16 protein-coding genes and 1 pseudogene are annotated in these 19,763 nt (G+C 53.0%); 9 read left to right on the forward strand and 8 right to left on the reverse strand.

The genetic code is table 11. The features are described 5' to 3' along the window. Nucleotides 1-51: 51 nt before the first annotated feature. Nucleotides 52-2,154, reverse strand: coding sequence for a PAS domain-containing sensor histidine kinase (locus K3T83_RS39635; RefSeq protein ID WP_220208663.1), 2,103 nt, complete (start codon nucleotides 2,152-2,154; stop codon nucleotides 52-54). Between the two features lie 582 nt (nucleotides 2,155-2,736). Between K3T83_RS39635 and K3T83_RS39640 the strand changes: the two genes are divergently transcribed. Continuing rightward, entirely contained in the window at nucleotides 2,737-3,594 is an 858-nt protein-coding gene (locus K3T83_RS39640; protein ID WP_220208664.1) for a class I SAM-dependent methyltransferase, read from the forward strand. A gap of 349 nt (nucleotides 3,595-3,943) precedes the next feature. Here the strand turns inward: K3T83_RS39640 and K3T83_RS39645 are convergent, their stop codons facing one another. Next, a complete protein-coding gene (locus K3T83_RS39645; protein WP_220208665.1) occupies nucleotides 3,944-4,258 on the reverse strand; it encodes a hypothetical protein in 315 nt (104 codons plus the stop codon). Nucleotides 4,259-4,497: 239 nt separating this feature from the next. On the opposite strand from K3T83_RS39645, the gene K3T83_RS39650 reads away from it, so the two are divergent. Continuing rightward, complete coding sequence (locus tag K3T83_RS39650) at nucleotides 4,498-5,079, forward strand: TetR/AcrR family transcriptional regulator (RefSeq protein WP_220208666.1); 582 nt, start codon at nucleotides 4,498-4,500, stop codon at nucleotides 5,077-5,079. Between the two features lie 68 nt (nucleotides 5,080-5,147). Beyond that, entirely contained in the window at nucleotides 5,148-5,903 is a 756-nt protein-coding gene (locus tag K3T83_RS39655) for an SDR family oxidoreductase (RefSeq protein WP_220208667.1), read from the forward strand. 279 nt (nucleotides 5,904-6,182) lie between these two features. Here the strand turns inward: K3T83_RS39655 and K3T83_RS39660 are convergent, their stop codons facing one another. After that, on the reverse strand, nucleotides 6,183-7,094 hold the full coding sequence (locus tag K3T83_RS39660; protein WP_220208668.1) for a hypothetical protein: 912 nt from the start codon (nucleotides 7,092-7,094) through the stop codon (nucleotides 6,183-6,185). 306 nt (nucleotides 7,095-7,400) lie between these two features. On the opposite strand from K3T83_RS39660, the gene K3T83_RS39665 reads away from it, so the two are divergent. Together K3T83_RS39665 and K3T83_RS39670 are read left to right on the forward strand one after the other, a co-directional pair. Next, the gene (locus tag K3T83_RS39665; protein ID WP_220208669.1) at nucleotides 7,401-8,165 is read left to right on the forward strand and encodes a CPBP family intramembrane glutamic endopeptidase; all 765 of its coding nucleotides are present in this window, start codon (nucleotides 7,401-7,403) and stop codon (nucleotides 8,163-8,165) included. Nucleotides 8,166-8,342: 177 nt separating this feature from the next. Next, nucleotides 8,343-8,810, forward strand: coding sequence for a carboxymuconolactone decarboxylase family protein (locus K3T83_RS39670; RefSeq protein ID WP_220208670.1), 468 nt, complete (start codon nucleotides 8,343-8,345; stop codon nucleotides 8,808-8,810). 153 nt (nucleotides 8,811-8,963) lie between these two features. On the opposite strand, the pseudogene K3T83_RS58170 reads toward K3T83_RS39670, so the two are convergent. Further along, nucleotides 8,964-10,047: pseudogene (locus K3T83_RS58170) on the reverse strand (vWA domain-containing protein). A gap of 254 nt (nucleotides 10,048-10,301) precedes the next feature. Between K3T83_RS58170 and K3T83_RS39680 the strand changes: the two are divergent. Together K3T83_RS39680 and K3T83_RS39685 are read left to right on the forward strand one after the other, a co-directional pair. After that, nucleotides 10,302-11,096 carry a thymidylate synthase gene (locus tag K3T83_RS39680; protein WP_220208672.1) on the forward strand — a complete coding sequence of 265 codons (795 nt, stop codon included), beginning with the start codon at nucleotides 10,302-10,304 and terminating at the stop codon, nucleotides 11,094-11,096. Next, on the forward strand, nucleotides 11,093-12,385 hold the full coding sequence (locus K3T83_RS39685; protein ID WP_220208673.1) for a dihydrofolate reductase: 1,293 nt from the start codon (nucleotides 11,093-11,095) through the stop codon (nucleotides 12,383-12,385). Before K3T83_RS39680 ends, K3T83_RS39685 begins: the two co-directional genes overlap by 4 nt. Nucleotides 12,386-12,406: 21 nt before the next feature. On the opposite strand, the gene K3T83_RS39690 is transcribed toward K3T83_RS39685, so the two are convergent. Beyond that, nucleotides 12,407-13,726, reverse strand: a complete 1,320-nt coding sequence (locus tag K3T83_RS39690) for an MFS transporter (protein ID WP_220208674.1) — start codon at nucleotides 13,724-13,726, stop codon at nucleotides 12,407-12,409. Between the two features lie 1,267 nt (nucleotides 13,727-14,993). On the opposite strand from K3T83_RS39690, the gene K3T83_RS39695 reads away from it, so the two are divergent. After that, entirely contained in the window at nucleotides 14,994-16,013 is a 1,020-nt protein-coding gene (locus K3T83_RS39695) for an alcohol dehydrogenase (RefSeq protein WP_220208675.1), read from the forward strand. Between the two features lie 39 nt (nucleotides 16,014-16,052). Here K3T83_RS39695 and K3T83_RS39700 read toward each other — a convergent pair whose 3' ends face one another. Next, entirely contained in the window at nucleotides 16,053-16,550 is a 498-nt protein-coding gene (locus K3T83_RS39700) for a pyridoxamine 5'-phosphate oxidase family protein (protein ID WP_220208676.1), read from the reverse strand. Between the two features lie 335 nt (nucleotides 16,551-16,885). On the opposite strand from K3T83_RS39700, the gene K3T83_RS39705 reads away from it, so the two are divergent. After that, entirely contained in the window at nucleotides 16,886-18,994 is a 2,109-nt protein-coding gene (locus tag K3T83_RS39705; RefSeq protein WP_220208677.1) for a GAF domain-containing sensor histidine kinase, read from the forward strand. Here K3T83_RS39705 and K3T83_RS39710 read toward each other — a convergent pair. Both K3T83_RS39710 and K3T83_RS39715 read right to left on the reverse strand, forming a co-directional pair. Next, the gene (locus K3T83_RS39710; protein WP_220208678.1) at nucleotides 18,978-19,259 is read right to left on the reverse strand and encodes a DUF2277 domain-containing protein; all 282 of its coding nucleotides are present in this window, start codon (nucleotides 19,257-19,259) and stop codon (nucleotides 18,978-18,980) included. The genes K3T83_RS39705 and K3T83_RS39710 overlap by 17 nt on opposite strands. A gap of 303 nt (nucleotides 19,260-19,562) precedes the next feature. Then, entirely contained in the window at nucleotides 19,563-19,721 is a 159-nt protein-coding gene (locus K3T83_RS39715; RefSeq protein ID WP_220208679.1) for a hypothetical protein, read from the reverse strand. Nucleotides 19,722-19,763 lie beyond the last annotated feature (42 nt).

Raw genomic sequence — 19,763 nt, forward strand, 5'->3', positions numbered from 1 at the left:
GCGATCATATAGGGAGGTACTATTGCTTACATACTTGAGAAGCATTTGAGGCTAGATGCTGGCAGCCAGGGGTAGAGTGACATAAAAAGTTGATCCTTCGCCCTCGCAGCTGTCAACCCAGACGCGACCACGATGCTGCGTAACCACCTCTTTGACCAGATAGAGGCCGATGCCAAAGCCGCTATGCGAGCGATCAACGTTTCTGGCACGGTGGAAGCGCTTGAAGATGTGCGGAATATCTTCAGCGGCAATGCCGATTCCCTCATCTTTTATCCAGATCAACACCTCTTGCGATCGCTCGGCAGCATGTTTCAGGCCGATCTCAATCGTGCTGTCCCGTGCGCTATATTTGATGGCATTGCCGATCAGATTATTGAAAACCTGCACTATGCGTTGCTCGTCCAGATAGGTAGGGATGATATCCGTCTCCTGCACGCCCTCCAACTGAAAGGTGAAACGATGGAGGCGCGAGACGCTGCTCTGACTGTCAAAAACGTGCTTGAGAAGGGATAAGAGGTTGCAGGGGGTGTAGTCAAGCTTGAATTGGGTTTGCTCTATCCGTGAAATATCGAGCATCTCTTCAATCAAATGTGTCAGGTGATGGCTCTGCTCAACAATATTGGTAATGGCGTAGAGGGTAAGCTTATCAAAACTGTTTTCCTGAGAGGTGCGCAATTGTAGTATTTCTGAAAATCCCTGAATGACGGTAATCGGGGTGCGCAACTCATGATTGGCGATGGAGAAGAACTCGTTTTTATGCTGCTCAAGCGTCTTCTGGGCGGTCACATCTTGCAGGACGATCACGGCCCCCGTCATCAGGCCACGCTCGCTATAGAGAGGAGCGCAGGAGGCAAGGGTAACGATGCGGCGACCATCAGGCTGCATCACAGTTGCTTCCTTGCCGGTAAAGGTCTCGCCGCTGAGGGCACGAATGGCAATAAAGTTCCAGGGCGGCAGGGGACGGCCTTCCCTGGTCGTCTCGATGCCAGTGCGCAGCCAGCTATGACGATGCAAAGGAATGCAGGTAATCTCTTCTGTGGAAATGCCGAGAATCTGCGCCGCCGCCGGGTTCGCATAGCTGATCGCGCCGCCGGAGGTTTCCGCAATCAGAATCCCTTCGGGCAACTGGTCCAGCACAGCTCGCAGACGAGTGCGCTCCTTTTCAATCGTGGCATGCAGGCGCGCATGGGCCAGTGCCGCCGCGATATGCGTTCCCATGCCCACCAGTGCATGCACCTCTGGCCCACTAGACGAGACGGGCGATCTGAACGAAGCAACGATCGTTCCTTCCAGTTGATCGCCGAACCACAACGGCACGCAAACATAGCCGCGCGTTCCCAGGCGCACCAGCGGACTATTCCAGTTAAGCCTGCCTTCCTCTGCCGCGATCTGCAAATCCTCGACCACAATCGGTTCATGTTGCGTCAACACGCCCTTCGTCAGGCCCAGCTGCTCATAGGGCATGTAATCCATCAATTTGAGTCCCTCGGGTGCGAAATCATGCGGACGGCTCGCACAGAGCAGTTTGAAGGCGCGCTGTTCGGGGTGAGCTGTATGAATGCAGGCGGTAATGGTGTCGAAATGAGTCTCGATGATATCCATCGCAATCTGCCCGATTCGTGCTGAATCGAGCGTTTCACGCACCCAGCGAGCGACGGCTTCGACGACCTCCAACCGCTTCCGCTCTTTTTCCAGTACCTCGTTAGCGTGGCTCAGTTGCTGCCGTGCTTCCTCTGCCTGCTGGCGCGCCTCCACTTGCGCCGTCACGTCGTTGAGAGTTTGCACAATATGTGTCACATTGCCCTGCTCGTCCAGAATGGGAGTAAGCGTCCAGCTCCAATAGGTTATTTCCCCCAGGGCATTGACATTCATCTCTTCTTTCACGTGATGAGGCTGCTTGCTGGCGATCACCTCGCGGCAGATAGATACGATGCGCCTCCCGCCCTCCGAGTCCTGGCAATCTAGCAGGGAAGCGCCAGGGGCAAAGGGTGGTTCGTCTTGCGACGTGTGTATCGCAGCGACGAAGTCGATATAGGGAGTATTGGCCTCCAGCAGACGCAGTTCCTGGGCATCAAAAATCGCCATGCCTGCCGCCGTATATTCCAACATCGTATTCGCGAAACGATACTTTTTGAAACTGACAGTAGAATCCATCCTGCACTCACGCATGCTGCCCAGCCAGGGCCAATCTCTTACGCTTTTTCACATAAAACACATGTATTATACAATATAGCGTCAACAACCGCAAGAGGTAGACGCTACATGCAGGGCTTTCCAGTTCTCCGCTCAAAGGGGTGCAGGGTCTCCCTGCCGGGGCCTGGGGCGTCCCCAGTTTCCTTCCCTCCTTCCCGCGCCGCCTGCGGCGGCGCGCAAAAGAGAAGAAAAAAGTTTTTTGCGGGGACACCCCGCACCCCGGCAAAGGGCTGCCGCCCTCTGCACTCCCGCTAGATGGGAGAATTGGAAAGCCCTGACGCTACATGCCCCTGCCGCGACAACCGCAAGGGATTGTCGCTACATAGATCCTGGTCTTTTGCTAAAAGCAAATACACTTTAAACGATTGGAAAGGTTAATGTCAAGTGAGAAGACCCATTGCCGTATGAAACTCACTACGCTATAATAAGCCTGATGTTCTGCTAGAACTAAAAAGAGGCGCTCTTTCGTTAGATGATTTTGTGGCGTTTAGATGGGACTTTTCACCCTGCCCGCGTTCAGGTGGAAGGAAGGAAAGGTGTGTCATGGCTGAGTCGGCCGCGAGAAAAAACACGTATATCATGGATGCAGAGAATGCCGCAGAGATTGCGCGTTTAAGCCATTTGCATCGCCTGATTACTTCAACTGTTGGAGGTTTGCTCCCCCCGATCGCACATATCCCCTCTTTTCAAACCATGCTCGATATTGCCAGTGGACCCGGCGATTGGGTTCTCGATATGGCTTCAACCTATCCCGATATTCAGATCACAGGCATTGATATCAGTACCCTGCTCACAGAATATGCTATGACCCGCGCTCAGGATCAAGGATTGACCAATGCGCATTTTTGCCAGATGGATGCGATGCGTCCCCTGGCTTTTACTGACGCATCATTCGATCTGGTGCATGCTCGTCATCTCTATACCTTTATGCTAGCCGACGCCTGGCCCAATCTGCTACGCGAGTGCGTGCGGGTGACGCGTCCCGGCGGCATCGTCTGTCTGACCGAGGTCGAACTGAACCTGAGCAATAGTGCGGCGCAGGAACGTTTCGCTCACCTGTTGGCTCAGGCGTTGCAACGAGCCAATATGAGCTTTTCGGCCAACGGCCATCACAGCAATATTACCCCCATGCTGGGCCGCTTCCTGCGCGATGCAGGCTGCCGCTATATTCGCCGCGCCGCCTATATGCTGGATTATTCGGCCGATGAGGATACCTTCAGCCTGGGCTATCAGCATGTGGTCGCAGGTTGCAAGCTGCTTCAACCCTTCCTGCTCGAAACAGGCGTGGCCGAGGAGCAAGAACTTCATCGTCTCCAGCACTTATTGCAAGAAGAGCTGCTCGCACCCGAATTCTGCGGCGTTCTGATTATCACGACCGCCTGGGGCACGGTCCCCAGCTAACCCCGTAATCTACCCCCATATCGTAGTCAAGCGGCAATTGGTGCATCTGGCAATTGAAAGGAGCAGAGAGGATGTTGGATTCACCCGTAGCGACAAGGGGTGCTGGGGGTCTTGGCGGGGGCCTTGCGCTTGTCGCCCTCGCCACATCGTTTGTCTGCGCTTCCCGGTTCCCGCGTGACCCCACCAGCGACAAGCGCAAGGCCCCCACACCCTCTCCACACCGCCCCTTGTCGCTACGGGTGAACCCGAAATTCTCGGTGTCCAGAGCCATTCCCCCTTCAATATCCAGATGCATCAATAATGGCCATTATCGCTCCACTACGACAGGGGAGATTACCGTTATAACACATCATAGTTGCATACGTTTCGCTTTGTTGTTGATCGTGAAGGAACGTTGATGCACCCTGTCAACAATGACATGCGACCCCACTTCATGCAAATATAAGGTATTGCGCTCAAACTGGTATAGCAGACGTACAGACATACTAATATATCCGATCCATAAGCCCTCTTTGCATTGTTGGACGCGATGGGGCTGAAGCGATGGATGGTGTGGGTACTGAGCCAGCAAGCGGATTTTACGCATGGTGATTCTTTTCATCTGTGGAGATAAATACGCAAATGTTTGCTGGAAATTTTCTGTACTGATAACCTGTGCCTCCACTGCAATCTCCTCTTGTTACATAAGGTGTCACACCCGTTGCGACATACACTACTACTATGCACAGTATAACATGTTTTTTTCCAGGCTTCATGGTAATAGGATTCGCAATAGATCTCCACTTTATGGAAAAGATAGCTATCCCTGATGACACAAAAGAAATCCCAAATTGTCCTCTTTTTTCTTGACTTTTTATTCAAGAATAGCGTATACTGATTTCTGTCAGGAAGGAGAAAGGAAGAATGGCGCGACAGAAAGAATTTGTGCCGGAGCAAGCTCTGGATAAGGCAATGAACCTCTTCTGGAAACAGGGGTACGAAGGCTCGTCCGTTGAAGATCTCGTGCAATGCACGGGACTTGGGCGTGGCAGCCTCTATGATACCTTTGGCGATAAGCACGCCTTATATCTCGCCGCTTATGATCGCTATTGCATCGTGAGTAGCGGGACGCTAGACGCATTGCGCCATTCTTCTGGCACGCTGCAAGAAACGTTGCGAGACTTCTTTCAGGCTCGTGTTGAGGAAGCTGTCAATGATCCAGAGCGGCGGGGCTGTTTTATGGTTAATGCCGCCCTTGAGATGGCTCCTCATGATCCTGAAGTCGCTCAGCGCGTCCAGGAGGGTCTCGCCGAAACGGAAGAGGCTTTCTATCATGCGCTCATCAAAGCTCAAGCTCGGGGTGAGCTGGCCTGGACATGTGATCCGCACCAGTTCGCTCGTTTCCTGGTCAATATGCTTGTTGGCATGCGTGTGCTTGCCCGCACCAATCCTGACCGCCGCACGCTCGAACAGATCGTGGAGACGGCATTGTTACTCTTCCGCTAATTTTTTTGACATAATTCTTGAATGAACATTCTTAAATTATGCCGAGTGATATTGAAAGGAAATATCAGATGTATTCATTACGAGGAAAAGTTGCTGTAGTGACCGGTGGAAATAGCGGTATTGGCCTGGCGGTCGCCAGAGCATTTCACACTCATGGAGCCAGCGTCGTTATTGCGGGACGCAACTCTGAAACGCTTGAAAAGGCGGCTCAAGAGCTGGGCGAGAATGTGCTGGCAGTTCCAAGTGACATCACGAACGTACATGATGTTGAGCGCTTAATGGGTCGAGCATATGCCACATTTGGAAAGCTGGACATTCTGTTTGTCAATGCCGGGATACTCAGCAACGCCTCAATTGAGGAGACCGATGAGGCCACGTTTGATGCGATCATGGGCACCAATTTTAAAGGGGCATATTTCACTATTCAGAAAGCGCTCCCTTTTTTCAACGATAACGGATCGATCATTCTTAATGGATCGGTAGGTGCCTTCTTGAGCATACCCAATAGCTCGGTGTATTCGGCGAGCAAGGCTGCTATACACTCGCTGGCCCGCTCCCTCTCCCCCGAACTGATTGATCGAGGCATCCGCATCAACACGATTACGATTGGCCCAACCGCAACACCGATTATTGGCCGCTCTGGATTGTCGCCTGAAGTTGTTGAGCAGCAGCACCAGACATTAGCCGCAAAGTTGCCGATCAAGCGCCTGGGCCGCTCCGAAGAGATCGCCAATGTCGCGCTCTTCCTCGCATCCGATGCCTCGTCCTTCGTGTTGGGATCGGAAATTGCAGCCGATGGCGGCGCTTTGCTGAACACGCTTTGAGCAAGCCTCTGCAAAAATGTGATTGATTGTGAGTTACCCATAATGTCGTAGTGGAGCGATTTATCGCGGGGCGCTTGTCATACGGTCTCCCCGCGATAATGAAATGTAACAACCAAAATCGGGAATCCCCGTGTATGGTAGGGGCGATGGCTGGTCCTCGCCCTCCCCAAGCGCGATCATGGGGCAACACCGGGCGAGGACCAGCCATCGCCCCTACCATACACGGTCACACCCCACAGGATTTCATGGATGCACCAACGATTGAAGTTTGACAGACCACTACGATATTATGGTTTTATTCTGTGAGGAAGAGGGCAGGGCCACAAATAGGGCCATCAAGACAGCACGAGCGCATGCGTCGCCGGTCAATTCCAAAATGTTGCCCACACGCATCATGACAGGCCACGAGGTCTGACCGAGCAAGGGAATCCACGCTTCAAGCATGGCACCAATCAGGGCAATATACACGCCTGTAGACCAGCGCGACCCGCGCACAGCGGCAATGACTGGCATCATGGCAAGGACAAAGAGGACGCCGCGCACCACCTCTAAAATGATAGTAGTCATAGTTGACGGGACTACCGTATGAAGGGATGCTATGAAAGCGGGATCATAGTAAAAGGCGTGTTCGAGCGGTGTAACAAGCATGACAAAGAAGAGATAAATAGCAGGATAGGGAGCACCTGCAACCACAATGCGCCAGCACCAGGAGAGCAAGCTCCTCTCGCGCATCGTCTGCCCAAAGCTCTGGCCACCCTGTACGCTCTCATCTGCCGGGATCAGCCAGGTAATAATTCCAGCGATAAGCAATAATGGTATGCCTTCGATAATGAGTGCCGCGGCAAGCGAAAACGGGGTGAGAAGGGTTGTATAAAAATATGCTTCTATTAGATCTGTTAGCGTGCCGGTGATGTATAGTGGTACAAAAATTGCTAAAAAACGAGGAAAACGACGATAAGCGGTGCGACGTGCCAGAGGTGTCATGACCGCAACGTAAAAAATGCCAGAAATAACTCGGATGGCGATGTTCTGTACTGATAATGCGTTTGATGAATGGTTTGTGGAAAGGAGCAAGGCAAGCGCAGTGAGGATCGCGGCTGACAGCAATCCTCCTCCAATCACGCGTATAATAATTGAAATAGCACTAATATTTCTTTTCTCTGCGGCTAAAATGGAATGATTTTCAATCATTATCCATCCTCCTTGATAAGTAGTTTAATAGGTCAGTTCTCTCCTCTGACCACTTCTCGTACAGTATATTATAGCCCCACGAATTAATGAGTTTTTTGGGGGGACAACTTTTATTTGAGTATCTGCATGCTTGTGGAAAAGGCAGCCTGCTCCCTCCGTCCAATCGCATTAGGGCTTGCGTCCCCAGTTTTTCGGATGAATTGACAGATTTTTTGAAAATCAGTACTCTTAAAAGTGAGTATGTATGTAGGATTGCACATGCCCTTCTTACCAAAATAAGAAGTGGGAGAGAGAAGGATGACGAACGTGGCAAAAGCTGCATCATCCCCGCCTGGAAAGTATGGCGCGCTTTTGCTGAAAATGCTTCCTCTGCCGCTGGCGTGCTTTCCGCTCTGGCTCATCCTCTCCAACATCCACGATGCCGTCTTCGCCTTGCACAACGATACCCTTGACGCCCTCTATCTGCTTACTCAAGTTGGGGCCGTCTATGCCGCGATGCTCTATCTGGCGTGGGTCGGGACGCTGCTGTTCACGAAGCGGGCAAATGTGACCTGGCGCGACATGGGCTTCGCACCGTATCGCGTGCATTTCTGGAGCATTCTCTGGTTTGTCATCAGCTTTGTCTATCTCGTCGTCTTCAATATCATATGGCAGGTCATCAGCACTTACTGGCATATCGATCTGCTCAACCGTAATACGCTGCTGACGAACTATACCGATATGCCGCTTTCTCAGTGGAGCATGGTCCTGATTATTGGAGCGATAGGGCCACTGGGCGAAGAGGTTCTCTTTCGCGGCCTGCTTTTTCGTGTACTCGATGTGGTGTTGACCAGATATCTCGTCCGTCACCTCTCAAAGTCACTCGCATCATATATCGCGCTGATCTTCGCCGTCTGCATCAGCGCAGGCGTCTTTGCCACTCTCCACTTCGACGCCAGCTCGTTCCCCGTCTACTTTGCGATAGGCGCAGTGCTGGCGCTCTGGGTCCGATATACGCGCTCGCTCTGGCCCTCCTGGGTGCTGCACATGACGTTTAACAGCCTCTTTATCGCGCGCCTGCTTGTACATTGAGACAGAGTTTTCGTCTTATGGCTACCCTGGATAATATTTGCCCAGATTATGTATATTTTGGATATATGTTATCCTTGATAAATTATATCCAGGAGTCTATAATCTGGATAGAAGTTGTCCAGGATAGACAGCTTTTAAGCCTTACAAATTCAATCAGTAGAGAAGGAGAGCATGAATATGGAGGCTCGGCTTCGTTATACCCTGGCTGCGCCAGAAGCTCGTAAAGCTCTGTTTCAGCTTCAGGAATATGTCAACAATTGTGGTTTGGAGATGTCGCTCCTCAATCTAGTCAGCCTACGCGCCTCGCAGATCAATGGATGCGCATTTTGTCTGGATATGCACACGAAAGATGCTCGTGCGGAAGGTGAGAGTGAACAGCGCCTCTACCTTCTGTCTGCCTGGAGAGAGGCACCGTTCTACAGTGAACGGGAACGCGCTGCCCTGGAGTGGACCGAGGCTGTCACTCTGGTAGCCAACGATCACATACCTGATGAGGTCTATGAACGTGTTCGTCCCCATTTCACCGATGAGGAGCTGGTGAATCTTACCATGGCGATCAACGCCATCAACTCGTGGAACCGCCTGAATGTAGCTTTCCGTACTCCTGCGGGTAGCTATCGCCCCAGGCAAGCCGCTTCCCATTAAGAATTTTTTCTTTCAAGAGCGGTAATCTCATTCGTAGTGGAGCGATTTATCGCGTTGGCGGAGGTGCCTGTAATGCCGCCCCAACGCGATAAATCGCTCCACTACGAATGAGATTTTCGGGTTTGCTTGTGCAAATTCATAATGTGAGGGCAATCAGGAAGGGGTTGCGGTATCGCTGGGATCGTAGTCGGCAACCTCGTAGAGAAAGCGCGTGCGAGCGACCAGCTTGCGATTGTAGGAGGTACTCTGGACGAAGACGCGATACTCTTCCAGATGCGTCGGGCGCAGGCGGGCGTTTTCGTCGAGAGGCAGGCCAAGCATGACGCGTGCCTGGTTGCCAGCAAAGAGGTCGCCAGTCTCGCGATGCTGCAACACGATCTCTTTGCGCACCTGAATGGTCTCGGTTTTGGTAAATTCGTAAAACCCTTTGCCTGCTTTAAAGATCAACCCATTGCGCTGTGCGAAGGTCTGGATCGGCATTGACTCATCAACTTCCAATACCTGGAAGCGTCCGGCGGGAACGGCGCGTAGATCGATTGGTCCGGCCTCTACAGCCAGATCACGCCCCTGCATGGTGGCAAAGGCACGCCTGAGCGAACGGCTCATACGCCCAGCTTGCTGCACCTCCTGCTCGTAGCGTTGGATCTTGAGATCAGCGCCGTCCTGCCGATAACAAATCGCCATCAACATATCGGTGATTTCGGCGAACTGATCGAGATTGAGATGGAAACCGCCCGAGGTGTGAGCCAGCTCGCGATAGAACGGCGTGGCGTGGCGACGGTTGAGTGCCTGCACCGCATAGACGCTGATACCCTGCGTCGTCAGCGCCGCTACTTCTGTACGCCAGTTGAGGTGCTGGGGATTGGCAGCCGGGGCATGAGGAATGTCGTCGCCGATCAGAACAAAGACGCGCCGTGGCATCGGGACGCCAGGCCAACCCTTGCGCCTCGTGCAGCACCAGTTCGTAGCATTCAGGAGCATCGCCGCCGCCGGTTGCCTGCGTATGCTCAACAAAATCGGTAATCGCAGCGGTATCAGCGGTCAGATCGAGATGCTGGGTGACATAGGTGCTGCCCTCGTCGCAATAGTCGCCATGCGCGATGATGCCAATATGGATGCCGGGCAGTTCGTCCATCAGCCGCCGAACCGCCTCTTTGACTTTGCGGCGAACCTGCGTGAGCACGGGATACATGCTGCCCGTTGTATCAAAGCTAATCACCACATCAATGGCATTCATTGTCGTTGTTTCCATCTATTCTACCTTTTTTTACAAAGATATTTGTATTTCTATTTTTCTCTCTGATTACCTATTCTTTTTGTAAGCCCCAAAAACGGAGACCAGAAGCATCTCTTGAGAGATTTCCAACCATTACATGTTGTGAGGCTCGCTCATCATTCCCTCTTGCTCTCTTTGAGCTGGTGGGGATAAAATAGGAAATCGGGGCGTTGTGCCTGCTCGAAAAAACATTCAGGAAAGAGGAAAAACAAGCGATGGAAGCCTATCTGGATCTTTGTCGGCGTATCTTAGCTGAAGGGGTGAAGAGGGAAGATCGGACGGGAACCGGAACAATCAGTGTTTTCGGTCATCAGATGCGCTTTGATCTGCGCAAGGGCTTTCCCCTGATGACCACCAAAAAGCTTTATACACGCTCAATTATTTATGAATTGCTCTGGTTCTTACGCGGCGATACCAATATCAACTATTTACATGAACATAACGTGCATATCTGGGACGAATGGGCGGATGCGGAAGGGAACCTCGGTCCTGTGTATGGACAACAATGGCGCTCTTTTCGTGGTGCCGATGATAAGGCCGTCGATCAGATCAGCCGGGTCGTCGATGAGATTCGGCGCAATCCCAACTCGCGCCGCTTAATTGTCTCGGCCTGGAACCCGGTTGAGATAGACGAGATGGCCCTGCCGCCTTGCCATTGCCTCTTCCAATTTTATGTCGCGGAGGGGCGTCTCTCCTGCCAACTGTATCAGCGTAGCGGCGACACTTTCCTCGGCATTCCCTTTAATATCGCCAGCTACGCCCTGCTCACCCACATGATCGCGCATGTAACGGGATTGCAGCCCGGCGAGTTTGTCCACACCATCGGCGACGCCCATCTTTATCTCAACCATATCGATCAGGTCAAGCTTCAACTGACGCGCAACCCGCTGCCCTTGCCGACATTAGAGCTGAATCCCGAAGTGCGCTCGATTTTCGATTTTACCTTTCAAGATATCAAAATCCTGAATTATCAGGCGCATCCAAATATCAAGGGGGCAATTGCGGTATGATCGGCCTGCTTGTGGCCTATGCTCATGGGTACGTCATCGGCAAAGATGGCGCGATCCCCTGGCGCTTGCCCAACGATTTACGTTACGTCAAACGCCTCACTACCGGCCATACCATCGTGATGGGGCGCAAGACCTTTGACTCGATTGGCCGTCCGCTTCCCAACCGGCGCAACATCGTGCTCTCTCACGATACAACGTTGACGATTCCCGGCGCGGAGGTTGTACAGAGCGTGGAGGAGGCGATGGGGCTTGTCGGCCAGCAGGACGATCTATTTGTGCTGGGAGGCGAAAGTATCTATCGCCAATTTCTCCCGCTGGCCGACCGCCTCTATATTACCGAGGTCGATTACGCGACGGAGGGCGATACATTCTTCCCGGAATGGGATCGCAGCGCTTTTCGCCTGATCTCGCGGCAAGAAGGCACGCTCGACGAGAAAAACACGCTGCCGCATGTTTTCTATGTGTACGAGCGAAAATTCTCTCCCCTTTTGACGAGGGCAGATATCGAACAGCTCCAAACGAGCGCTAAAGGCGCGGGGCACCTCGATCTCCATCAGCAAAACCTGCAAGGGAGCGATCTCTCCTATATGGATTTGCAGGGAGTCAATCTGCAAGGGGCCGACTTGCAAGGGGCCAATCTGCGGGGAACCAACCTCAGCGGGGCGAATTTACAAGGGGCAAATCTTAGCGGGGCCGATCTCGACGGAGCCGACCTGAGCCGCGCGTATCTGGGCGATAGTGAGGCTAACCGCGTGCAGCTTTCCCGCGCGAAGCTGAGCTATGCAACGCTGAGGGAGCTTGATCTGCGTGGCTTTGATCTGGCTGAACTGGATCTCAAATATGCTGATCTGAACGGGACAGATCTGCGAGGGACCGTGCTGCGCGGAACCGATCTCCAGGGAGCTGATTTGAGCACCGCTCGCTTGCATGGTTCCGAACTGCAAGGAGCAATCCTGCATCGCAGTGTATATCAAGCGCGAAGCAAGGCATCTCAGAAGCGGATGACCCTAACAACACTCATAGCAGAACACTCCCCACAGCAACAGCAGTTTATTTCCGACCGTGACGCCTATCTTTTTGGCGAGCAGGCTCCGCTGGTTGGCGTCACACCAGCGAAGCTGCACGAACTTTTTCCCCAGGGTTTCACCTTTACACAGGCGCGTCACCTTTTCGACGCCTGGCTCGCTCAAGCAGGAGCAGCCTACAGCGCACAAACGATTGCGGCCATGTGGATCGGCTTTGCCCATCGCACTTGTGATTTGTACTATAAGAAGTTCCCGATGTCATAGTTACACCAGGTGAATTACGGCTCAATCTCCAGCCGACTCGCTGGCAGCGGGAGCGGCGGCTGGTCTGGTCTCGCCTGCCAGATAGACCGAAACGAAGGTGATGGCGCTCATCACTATGATGTACAGGGCAATCGTCCACGAAGCATTGCCGGACCAGAGGAGCAGCGTCGTCGCAATCGTCGGCGCGAGGCCACCAGCGAGAACCGAAGCTGCCTGATAGCCGAGCGAGGCTCCGCTGTAGCGCACGTTAGCCCCGAACAGCTCACTGAAGAAAGCGGCCTGTGGACCATACATCAGGCTCAGGGCCACCTGTCCCAGGCACGCGCCAAGAATAATGGTCAGCGGCGACTTCATATCCACCAGCCAGAACAGAGGGAAGGCCACCAGCGCCATCATCACCGCGCCGCCCAGGTAGACCGGTAAGCGACCGACGCGATCCGTCCAGGCACCTGCCAGCGGCAAGACGGCCAGCGAGATAACCGAACCAATCAGCGTAGCATTGAGAACATAGCTCGCTGGCACATGCAGGATTCCGGTAGCATAGCTGACAAGAAATGTGATAAAAATGTAGAAGCTCCCATTGGATACAAAGAAAGAACCAGCGGCAAGCAACACAGTTTTCCAATTATGGCGTATCACTGAGATGACCGGCACGGGATCAATTTCCTGATTTTCCTTGAGCTGCTCGAAATCTGGCGTTTCGGTGATACGCATGCGGATAAAAAGACCAACAGCGACCAGGATAATGCTAGCCAGGAAGGGAATACGCCAGCCAATGTTTAACAGGCCCTCTCCCGGAAACCAGGCGATAACAGCATTGAAGATCAGCGAGGAGAGAATGACGCCGACTGGAACGCCAATTTGAGGCCAGCTGCCAAAGAAGCCGCGTCGATGCGCCGGGGCATGCTCGGTCGCCATCAGGACCGCACCTCCCCACTCGCCGCCGACCGCAATCCCCTGGCAGAGTCGCAGCACGATCAGCAAGATCGGAGCCAGAACGCCGATAGTAGCATACGAGGGCAGCGCACCGATCAGGAACGTTCCCAGGCCCATCAACAGGATTGTCAGCACCAGCATCCTCTTGCGCCCGATGCGGTCGCCATAGTGACCAAAGATAATACCGCCAAGAGGCCGACCCAGAAATCCGACCCAGAAGACCAGGAAGGAGGCCAGTTGGCCCGAAATTGGCGAGAGCGTGGGGAAGAAGAGTTTAGGAAAGACTAACGCGGCCCCGGTTCCGAAGATGAAGAAATCGTACCACTCGATTGAGGTGCCAATCAAGCTGGCCGTCGCTACCTGAACAATTGAAGTGGGTCGAGGGGAAGCCGTCACTTCACTCATGGTTTCCTCCTGCCGCCTGGTATGTATGGCGGCCTGTCGCTATTCAACATTGAATCACCAGTGCTATCAGTTTCTACAAATAGAAACAGCGATAGCGGGATAAGCGCGCCTGGTTGGAGAATACCTTGAACGCCTGACCAGATTCTCATCTGGAGCAAGACGTATCAAAACTTGAGTACGATGTACAGCACGAAATGCTGTTACTTATATAATAACATATGCGGAAGGGTATTGTCGCACTTTTATAGAAGGACGCAGAAAAATACAGCAAATATTCTGACATTGAGGTACAGAGTAACTGGAGAAGAAGTTGGGGCGAATTTCGTGCGAGTCAAAGCAGCATTGGCATAACTTGCGGATGCTCTTACTCCGTCTAGATGGGGCAGTGGGCACGCGGCTCACAACTCAGAGAGCGTAGAGTCACTGACTCGACCTGATCGCTCAGGCTTCGCTACCTTAGATCCGTTACAATCGTATGTAAGCTGCTTCTGTTAGAGCACGAAATTAGCCCCGATTATACTCTCATTCACAGTATCAGTCAACACACATCTCTATGAATCAGGGCTTTCCAGTTCTCCGCTCAAAGGGGTGCAGGGGTCTCCCTGCCGGGGCCTGGGGCGTCCCCAGCTTCCTTCCCTCCTTCGCGCGCCGCCTGCGGCGGCGCGCAAAAGAGAAGGAAAAAGGTTTTTGCGGGGACACCCCGCACCCCGGCAAAGGGCTGCCGCCCTCTGCACTCCTGCTAGATGGGAGATTTGGAAAGCCCTGTCTATGAATGTGTTTGATTGCCATGAAGGGCGACGGCGGGCGCAATGATGCAGGTTAACCAAATAATCTGGGAAGCTCCCTTCGGTTGTAGTCGCGCGATTCATCGCGCAAGTGGCCCTCAACTGAGGTGGGAAGCGGGACTACAACCGAAGGGAGCTTCCCGTTATAAATTGTTAAGACGCATAATTGCCGCCCCTACCAGATTATGCGATAAATAGCTTCTGTTTCTCGTTTCCCACGATAATCAAGAAGGTGTGAAAAGGGCAATTCATTGCGTGAAGGGCAGGGGCGGCAATTCACTGCGCCCGATCCTCTTGTATGTAAGCTGCTTCTGTTAGAGCACGAAATCAGCTCGGCCATTCTCTACCTGAGGTAGGCACGGAAACCTGGCAACTTTTGGCACCGTGATATAACGACGGGACGAATTTTTTGTCTTCGTATCAAGGATGGACCTTGTCGTTTTTTATAGAGAGACGCTCTAGAGTCTCTCAGGAGGTGAACTATGTCCCAGATGAAGGCTGTACAGGTATCTCAGGCGGGTGGTGCGTTTGAACTAGTCGAGCGACCGATTCCTGAACCTCAAGAGAATCAGGTGCGCATCAAAGTGGAAGCGTGCGGTGTCTGTCATAGCGACAGTATCGTGAAGGAAGGTGGAGGTGGGGTTTATCCCATCACCTATCCTCGTATTCCCGGCCATGAAGTGATCGGGGCGATTGACGCGGTTGGCAAAGACGTGCACTCGTGGAGCGTTGGACAGCGTGTGGGTGTGGGCTGGCACGGAGGGCACGACTTTGTGTGTGTCCCCTGTCGTCGGGGAGATTTTATTAACTGCCAGCATGCTCAGATCACTGGCATCTCCTATGATGGCGGGTACGCCGAGTATATGGTAGTTCCTCAAGAGGCGCTGGCCCTTGTACCAGAGCAGCTCAATGCGGCTGATGCAGCCCCGCTTCTCTGTGCTGGTATTACCACCTTCAATGCGCTGCGCCATAGTGTGGCGAAACCGGGAGATCTTGTAGCGGTGCAAGGTTTGGGCGGCCTGGGTCATCTTGGTGTCCAGTTTGCCAACCGCTTTGGCTTCAGGACAGTCGCCGTCTCGCGTGGCAAAGACAAGGAACGCCTGGCCCGTGAGTTGGGTGCGGATGAGTATATTGATACCGAAGCCAGCGATCCAGTCCAGGAACTCTTACGCATGGGAGGTGCACGAGTCGTGCTGACCACAGCACCGAGTGGCAAAGCGATTGCTTCGATCATCGGAGGGGTAGGGGTCAACGGTCAACTCCTCGTTGTAGCTGCGCCCGGTGACGCGACGGATCTCTACCTGGCTTCACTGATTAGTGGCACCCGCTCTATTCAGGGATGGGCTTCTGGTACCGCTATGGATTCAGAAGACACCTTGAATTTTAGTACGCTTCGCGGCGTTCTTCCCCTGGTCGAAACGTTTCCCCTCGAACGTGCCGACGAAGCGTATCATCGCATGATGTCCAATCAAGTGCGTTTCAGGGCAGTTCTGACTCCATAGCGGAAAGAAGACCGCCGCTCCTGGAGCGATGAGAGAGTGCTAGCGCGGAGTTCGCACGTAGCGCAGGGTCAGGGGACGGATGCGGATGGGAACCGGAGCTGCTTCGGCAGCGCGTTGCATGGTCATGCCCAGGCGGGAGAAAAAGCTCTGGTATTTCTCCACCCAGACGGGCTGCTGATCAGATGCGGGATCGGTGGAACTCACAAATGCTTCCCCTGTGATAACGATAACGTCATCACTGACCGAGCCAAAATGCAAGCTCACTCTAGGGTTCTGCCGAATATGACCCAGACGATCCCGCTCCCCCTCTGGTGCGCTGTAAGTGAGCAGCGTGGATTGTGCATCGTCCCAGAGGAAACCAACAGGCAAAGGGTGTGGCGTGCCCTCTGCGTCAACAGTGGTCATCCAGATGAAGGGTTCATCATGCAGTCGGCGCGCAATACGCTCCCCATCTGGTGTCGAGGGATCCGGCAATTGAAACGTCGTGGCGCGATGATGCATCACATCCTCAAGTGATGGATTATCCTGTGTAGACATAGCATGTCCTTTCCGTTTATTTACTGTAGAAAGTTTGAATCATATTATTCGGGCGATAAACAGAATTGTTCCCATTCATTCTAACACCGTTCTGTTAAGTCTAACAAACAAAGATTGAAATATGCTAAAAAAAAGCGAGCAGGCTCATAGCAATTGAAGAACTCATGGTCTATAATAGAAGAGAGTACCATCGATGGAGATACATTCTTGACAAATTACCTTGAGATGTGCGACTCTAGACATGCTAAAATAGGAGATAGAACCCTGTACTCGCTAGAACGTTCATTATATCAGTACTGAACCTGCGAAAGATGAGGTTAGTCAGAAGCGGCAACATGGGTAACGACATTGCGATTCAGAAATACTCCCACGCACATATCATGCTGGAACACATGCCGGTACGTGTTGGCCTCTATGATGCTCACAATCTCTGCCTGCTCGATGCGAACGCACAATACCTCCAGACAATGGGGAGCTACCTTGAACCCGAACAGCAAGGAGAAAGCATTATTGGGCGCAGCCTGACCGAATGGGAAGGAAGGATGGAGGGATTTGAGACCAATTTTATCTCTGCCCTACGCCAGGTCGCGGCAACTGGCATAGCTTATCATAGCGAGCGAAAAGCCTTCTCCGTCAATGGGGAAGAAACGACATATTGGGACATCTCCATTGATCCCATTTGCGAGGACAACGAACAGGTTTCCTATCTGCTGGTGACGGCCTCTGAAGTGACCCGACAGGTGCAGGCTCAGCGACAGGCAGAGCAGCAGCAGGCAGTACTCAGCGAGGCCAATCAGGAGTTGCAGGCGGAATACAAGTGGTTGGAGATCATCGAAACGATTGCGCGCAGTATCCGTCAATCGCTCGATATCAGCTTCGTAGGTGAAGTGGCAGCCGACGCGATCTCCACCCATTTCTCAACGCTGGCCGTCTGCTTACATATGGCTGATACCACCACGCGCTCGCTCCATTTGTTGAGCCTGTATACCTCGCGCAATTATCGCGAACTCGCCGACGCTCTGCGCTACATGCCCTATGAGCGCCTGATGTTCACCCGCTCGCTGCCCTATGAGGATAAACCAGTCATCATCAGCGACATTCAAAAAGACGGCACGCTTGCAGCCCTGCGTCAACAGGGTCTCCCGCTCGATGAGAACACACGCGGCTTCGTTGGTGTTCCACTCTGGTTCAATGACCAGTTTGAGGGGACGCTGACCGCTTTTTTCGACTATACGATTGAGGCCAATGGGCCTGAGGTACAGGCGTTGAAGGCCAGCAGTACGCATATCGCCTCCGCACTCTCCCAGGCCCGCCTGCACGCAGCTGTCGAGCACGAACGCGCCTATCTGCATACATTGTTGGAACAGTTGCCCGAAGGCGTAATGATTATCAATGCCATCACCGGTAGCATCATCTATGCCAATCCTGCCGCCACTCAGTTGCTCGGGACGCCTCACGCCAAATTGAAGGATACCCTGGTTCATCGCCACCCCGCTGCTCGCTACCCTTATCCCTCGCGCTTCTATGGCCACCCGATCACGCCCTGGAACTTCGCCGTTGTCCGCGCCCTGGCCGGTGAACAGCTCAACTGCGAGGAGACGCTTATCATGCAGTCAGAAGAGCATGCGGTCGTTGCACTGATGTCAAGCGCTCAGTTGCGAACCCATAGCGTCCAGGGAATCGTCCAGGAAATCGCCATTGTATTCCAGGATGTCACAATTCAGAAAAGTCTGGAACAGCATAAAAATGAGTTCTTTTCCGTCATCAATCATGAATTACGCACTCCACTCACCATTATCCAGGGTTATGCGGAAATGTTGCAATTACACGTACTCCAGGAAGAGGTTCGCAATCCCTTCCTCAATACAGCAGCAACAAATATCATGGAACAGAGCGAACAGCTCAACCATCTTATCGAAGATATGCTCAACATTTCACGCATCGAGCATGCCCAGTTTACCATGCAATATGCGCGCCACGACCTGCTGGCAACGGTGATGCGCGTGGTCGAAAGTCAGATCGTCACCTCGAAACGCCCGATTGAGCTGGTATTTGAAGGGCTTGAGCTGGGCGATACATTGATGGCAACCTTTGATGAAGAGCGTATTGTGCAGGTATTACACAATTTAATCAATAACGCCATTAAATATAGCGCACCAGACGACAAAATTTGGGTGGAGGTGCATTATACTCCACAGAGAAATCAGTCGGTGCTGATCCAGGTGAAGGACGAGGGCATGGGCATTGCAGAAAGCGAGTTGCCGCATATCTTCAAGCGCTTCCATCGCGCACCCATGCTGAATCCCTCCATTGGAGGTTTTGGCATCGGACTCTATCTGGCGAAGGAGATCGTCACACATCACGGCGGCCATATCTGGGCCGAGAGCCACGAAGGGAGCGGTTCGACCTTTTCTTTCGAGCTTCCCCTCAACGGGTCGTCGTAGTGCCAAATCTGCGAGCCGATCGTTCTTTTGTTCGTTCCTCCTCTTCCTGCCGATTCTTCGGAGTCACGCTCGACTCAAGCGTGTCAAGCAATCGAGCTGAAATCTGAGCGATCTCATCGACCGCTTGCTGAAACGCCGCCTCGTTCGCCTTCGATGGCTTATTGAAGCCGCTGATCTTCCTGACAAATTGCAGCGCAGCGGCGTGAATCTCGTCCTCGGTCGCTGCCGGTTCAAAGTTAAAGAGCGGTTTGATATTTCTACACATGTATTGTTCCTTTTCCTCTCATCTTCAAGAATAAGAAATTACGGCGATGCCCGATAATTGGTGCATCCGGCAAATGCGCCAGGGAGAGAGGAATCTCCCCCGCCCGTAGCGACAAGGGGAGGAGTGGAGGGGTCGCGGGGGCCTTGCGCTTGTCGCGCTCCCTGGGCCAATATCCCGCTATCTTCCTCTTTGCAAATATCATGCTCCCAACGGCGACAAGCACAAGGCCCCCACCAAGACCCCGAGCCACCCCTTGTCGCTACGGGAAACTCAACATGCTTTGTCCCCTTACCATTCCCCTTCTTATCTATTCTGATCGTTCGTGGCAAAGTTGGCAAGTAGCGACAATCCCTTGCGGTTGTTGAGCGACAATCCCTTGTGGTTGTTGAGCGACAATCCCTTGCGGTTGTCGCAGGTGTCACCAATGGGGTGATTCGGGCGTGCTGGTAATGTCGTAGCCACAATCCCTTGTGGTTGTCGCGGGTGATCCATAGAGAAAGGGAG

This window comes from Reticulibacter mediterranei (genome assembly GCF_016587455.1).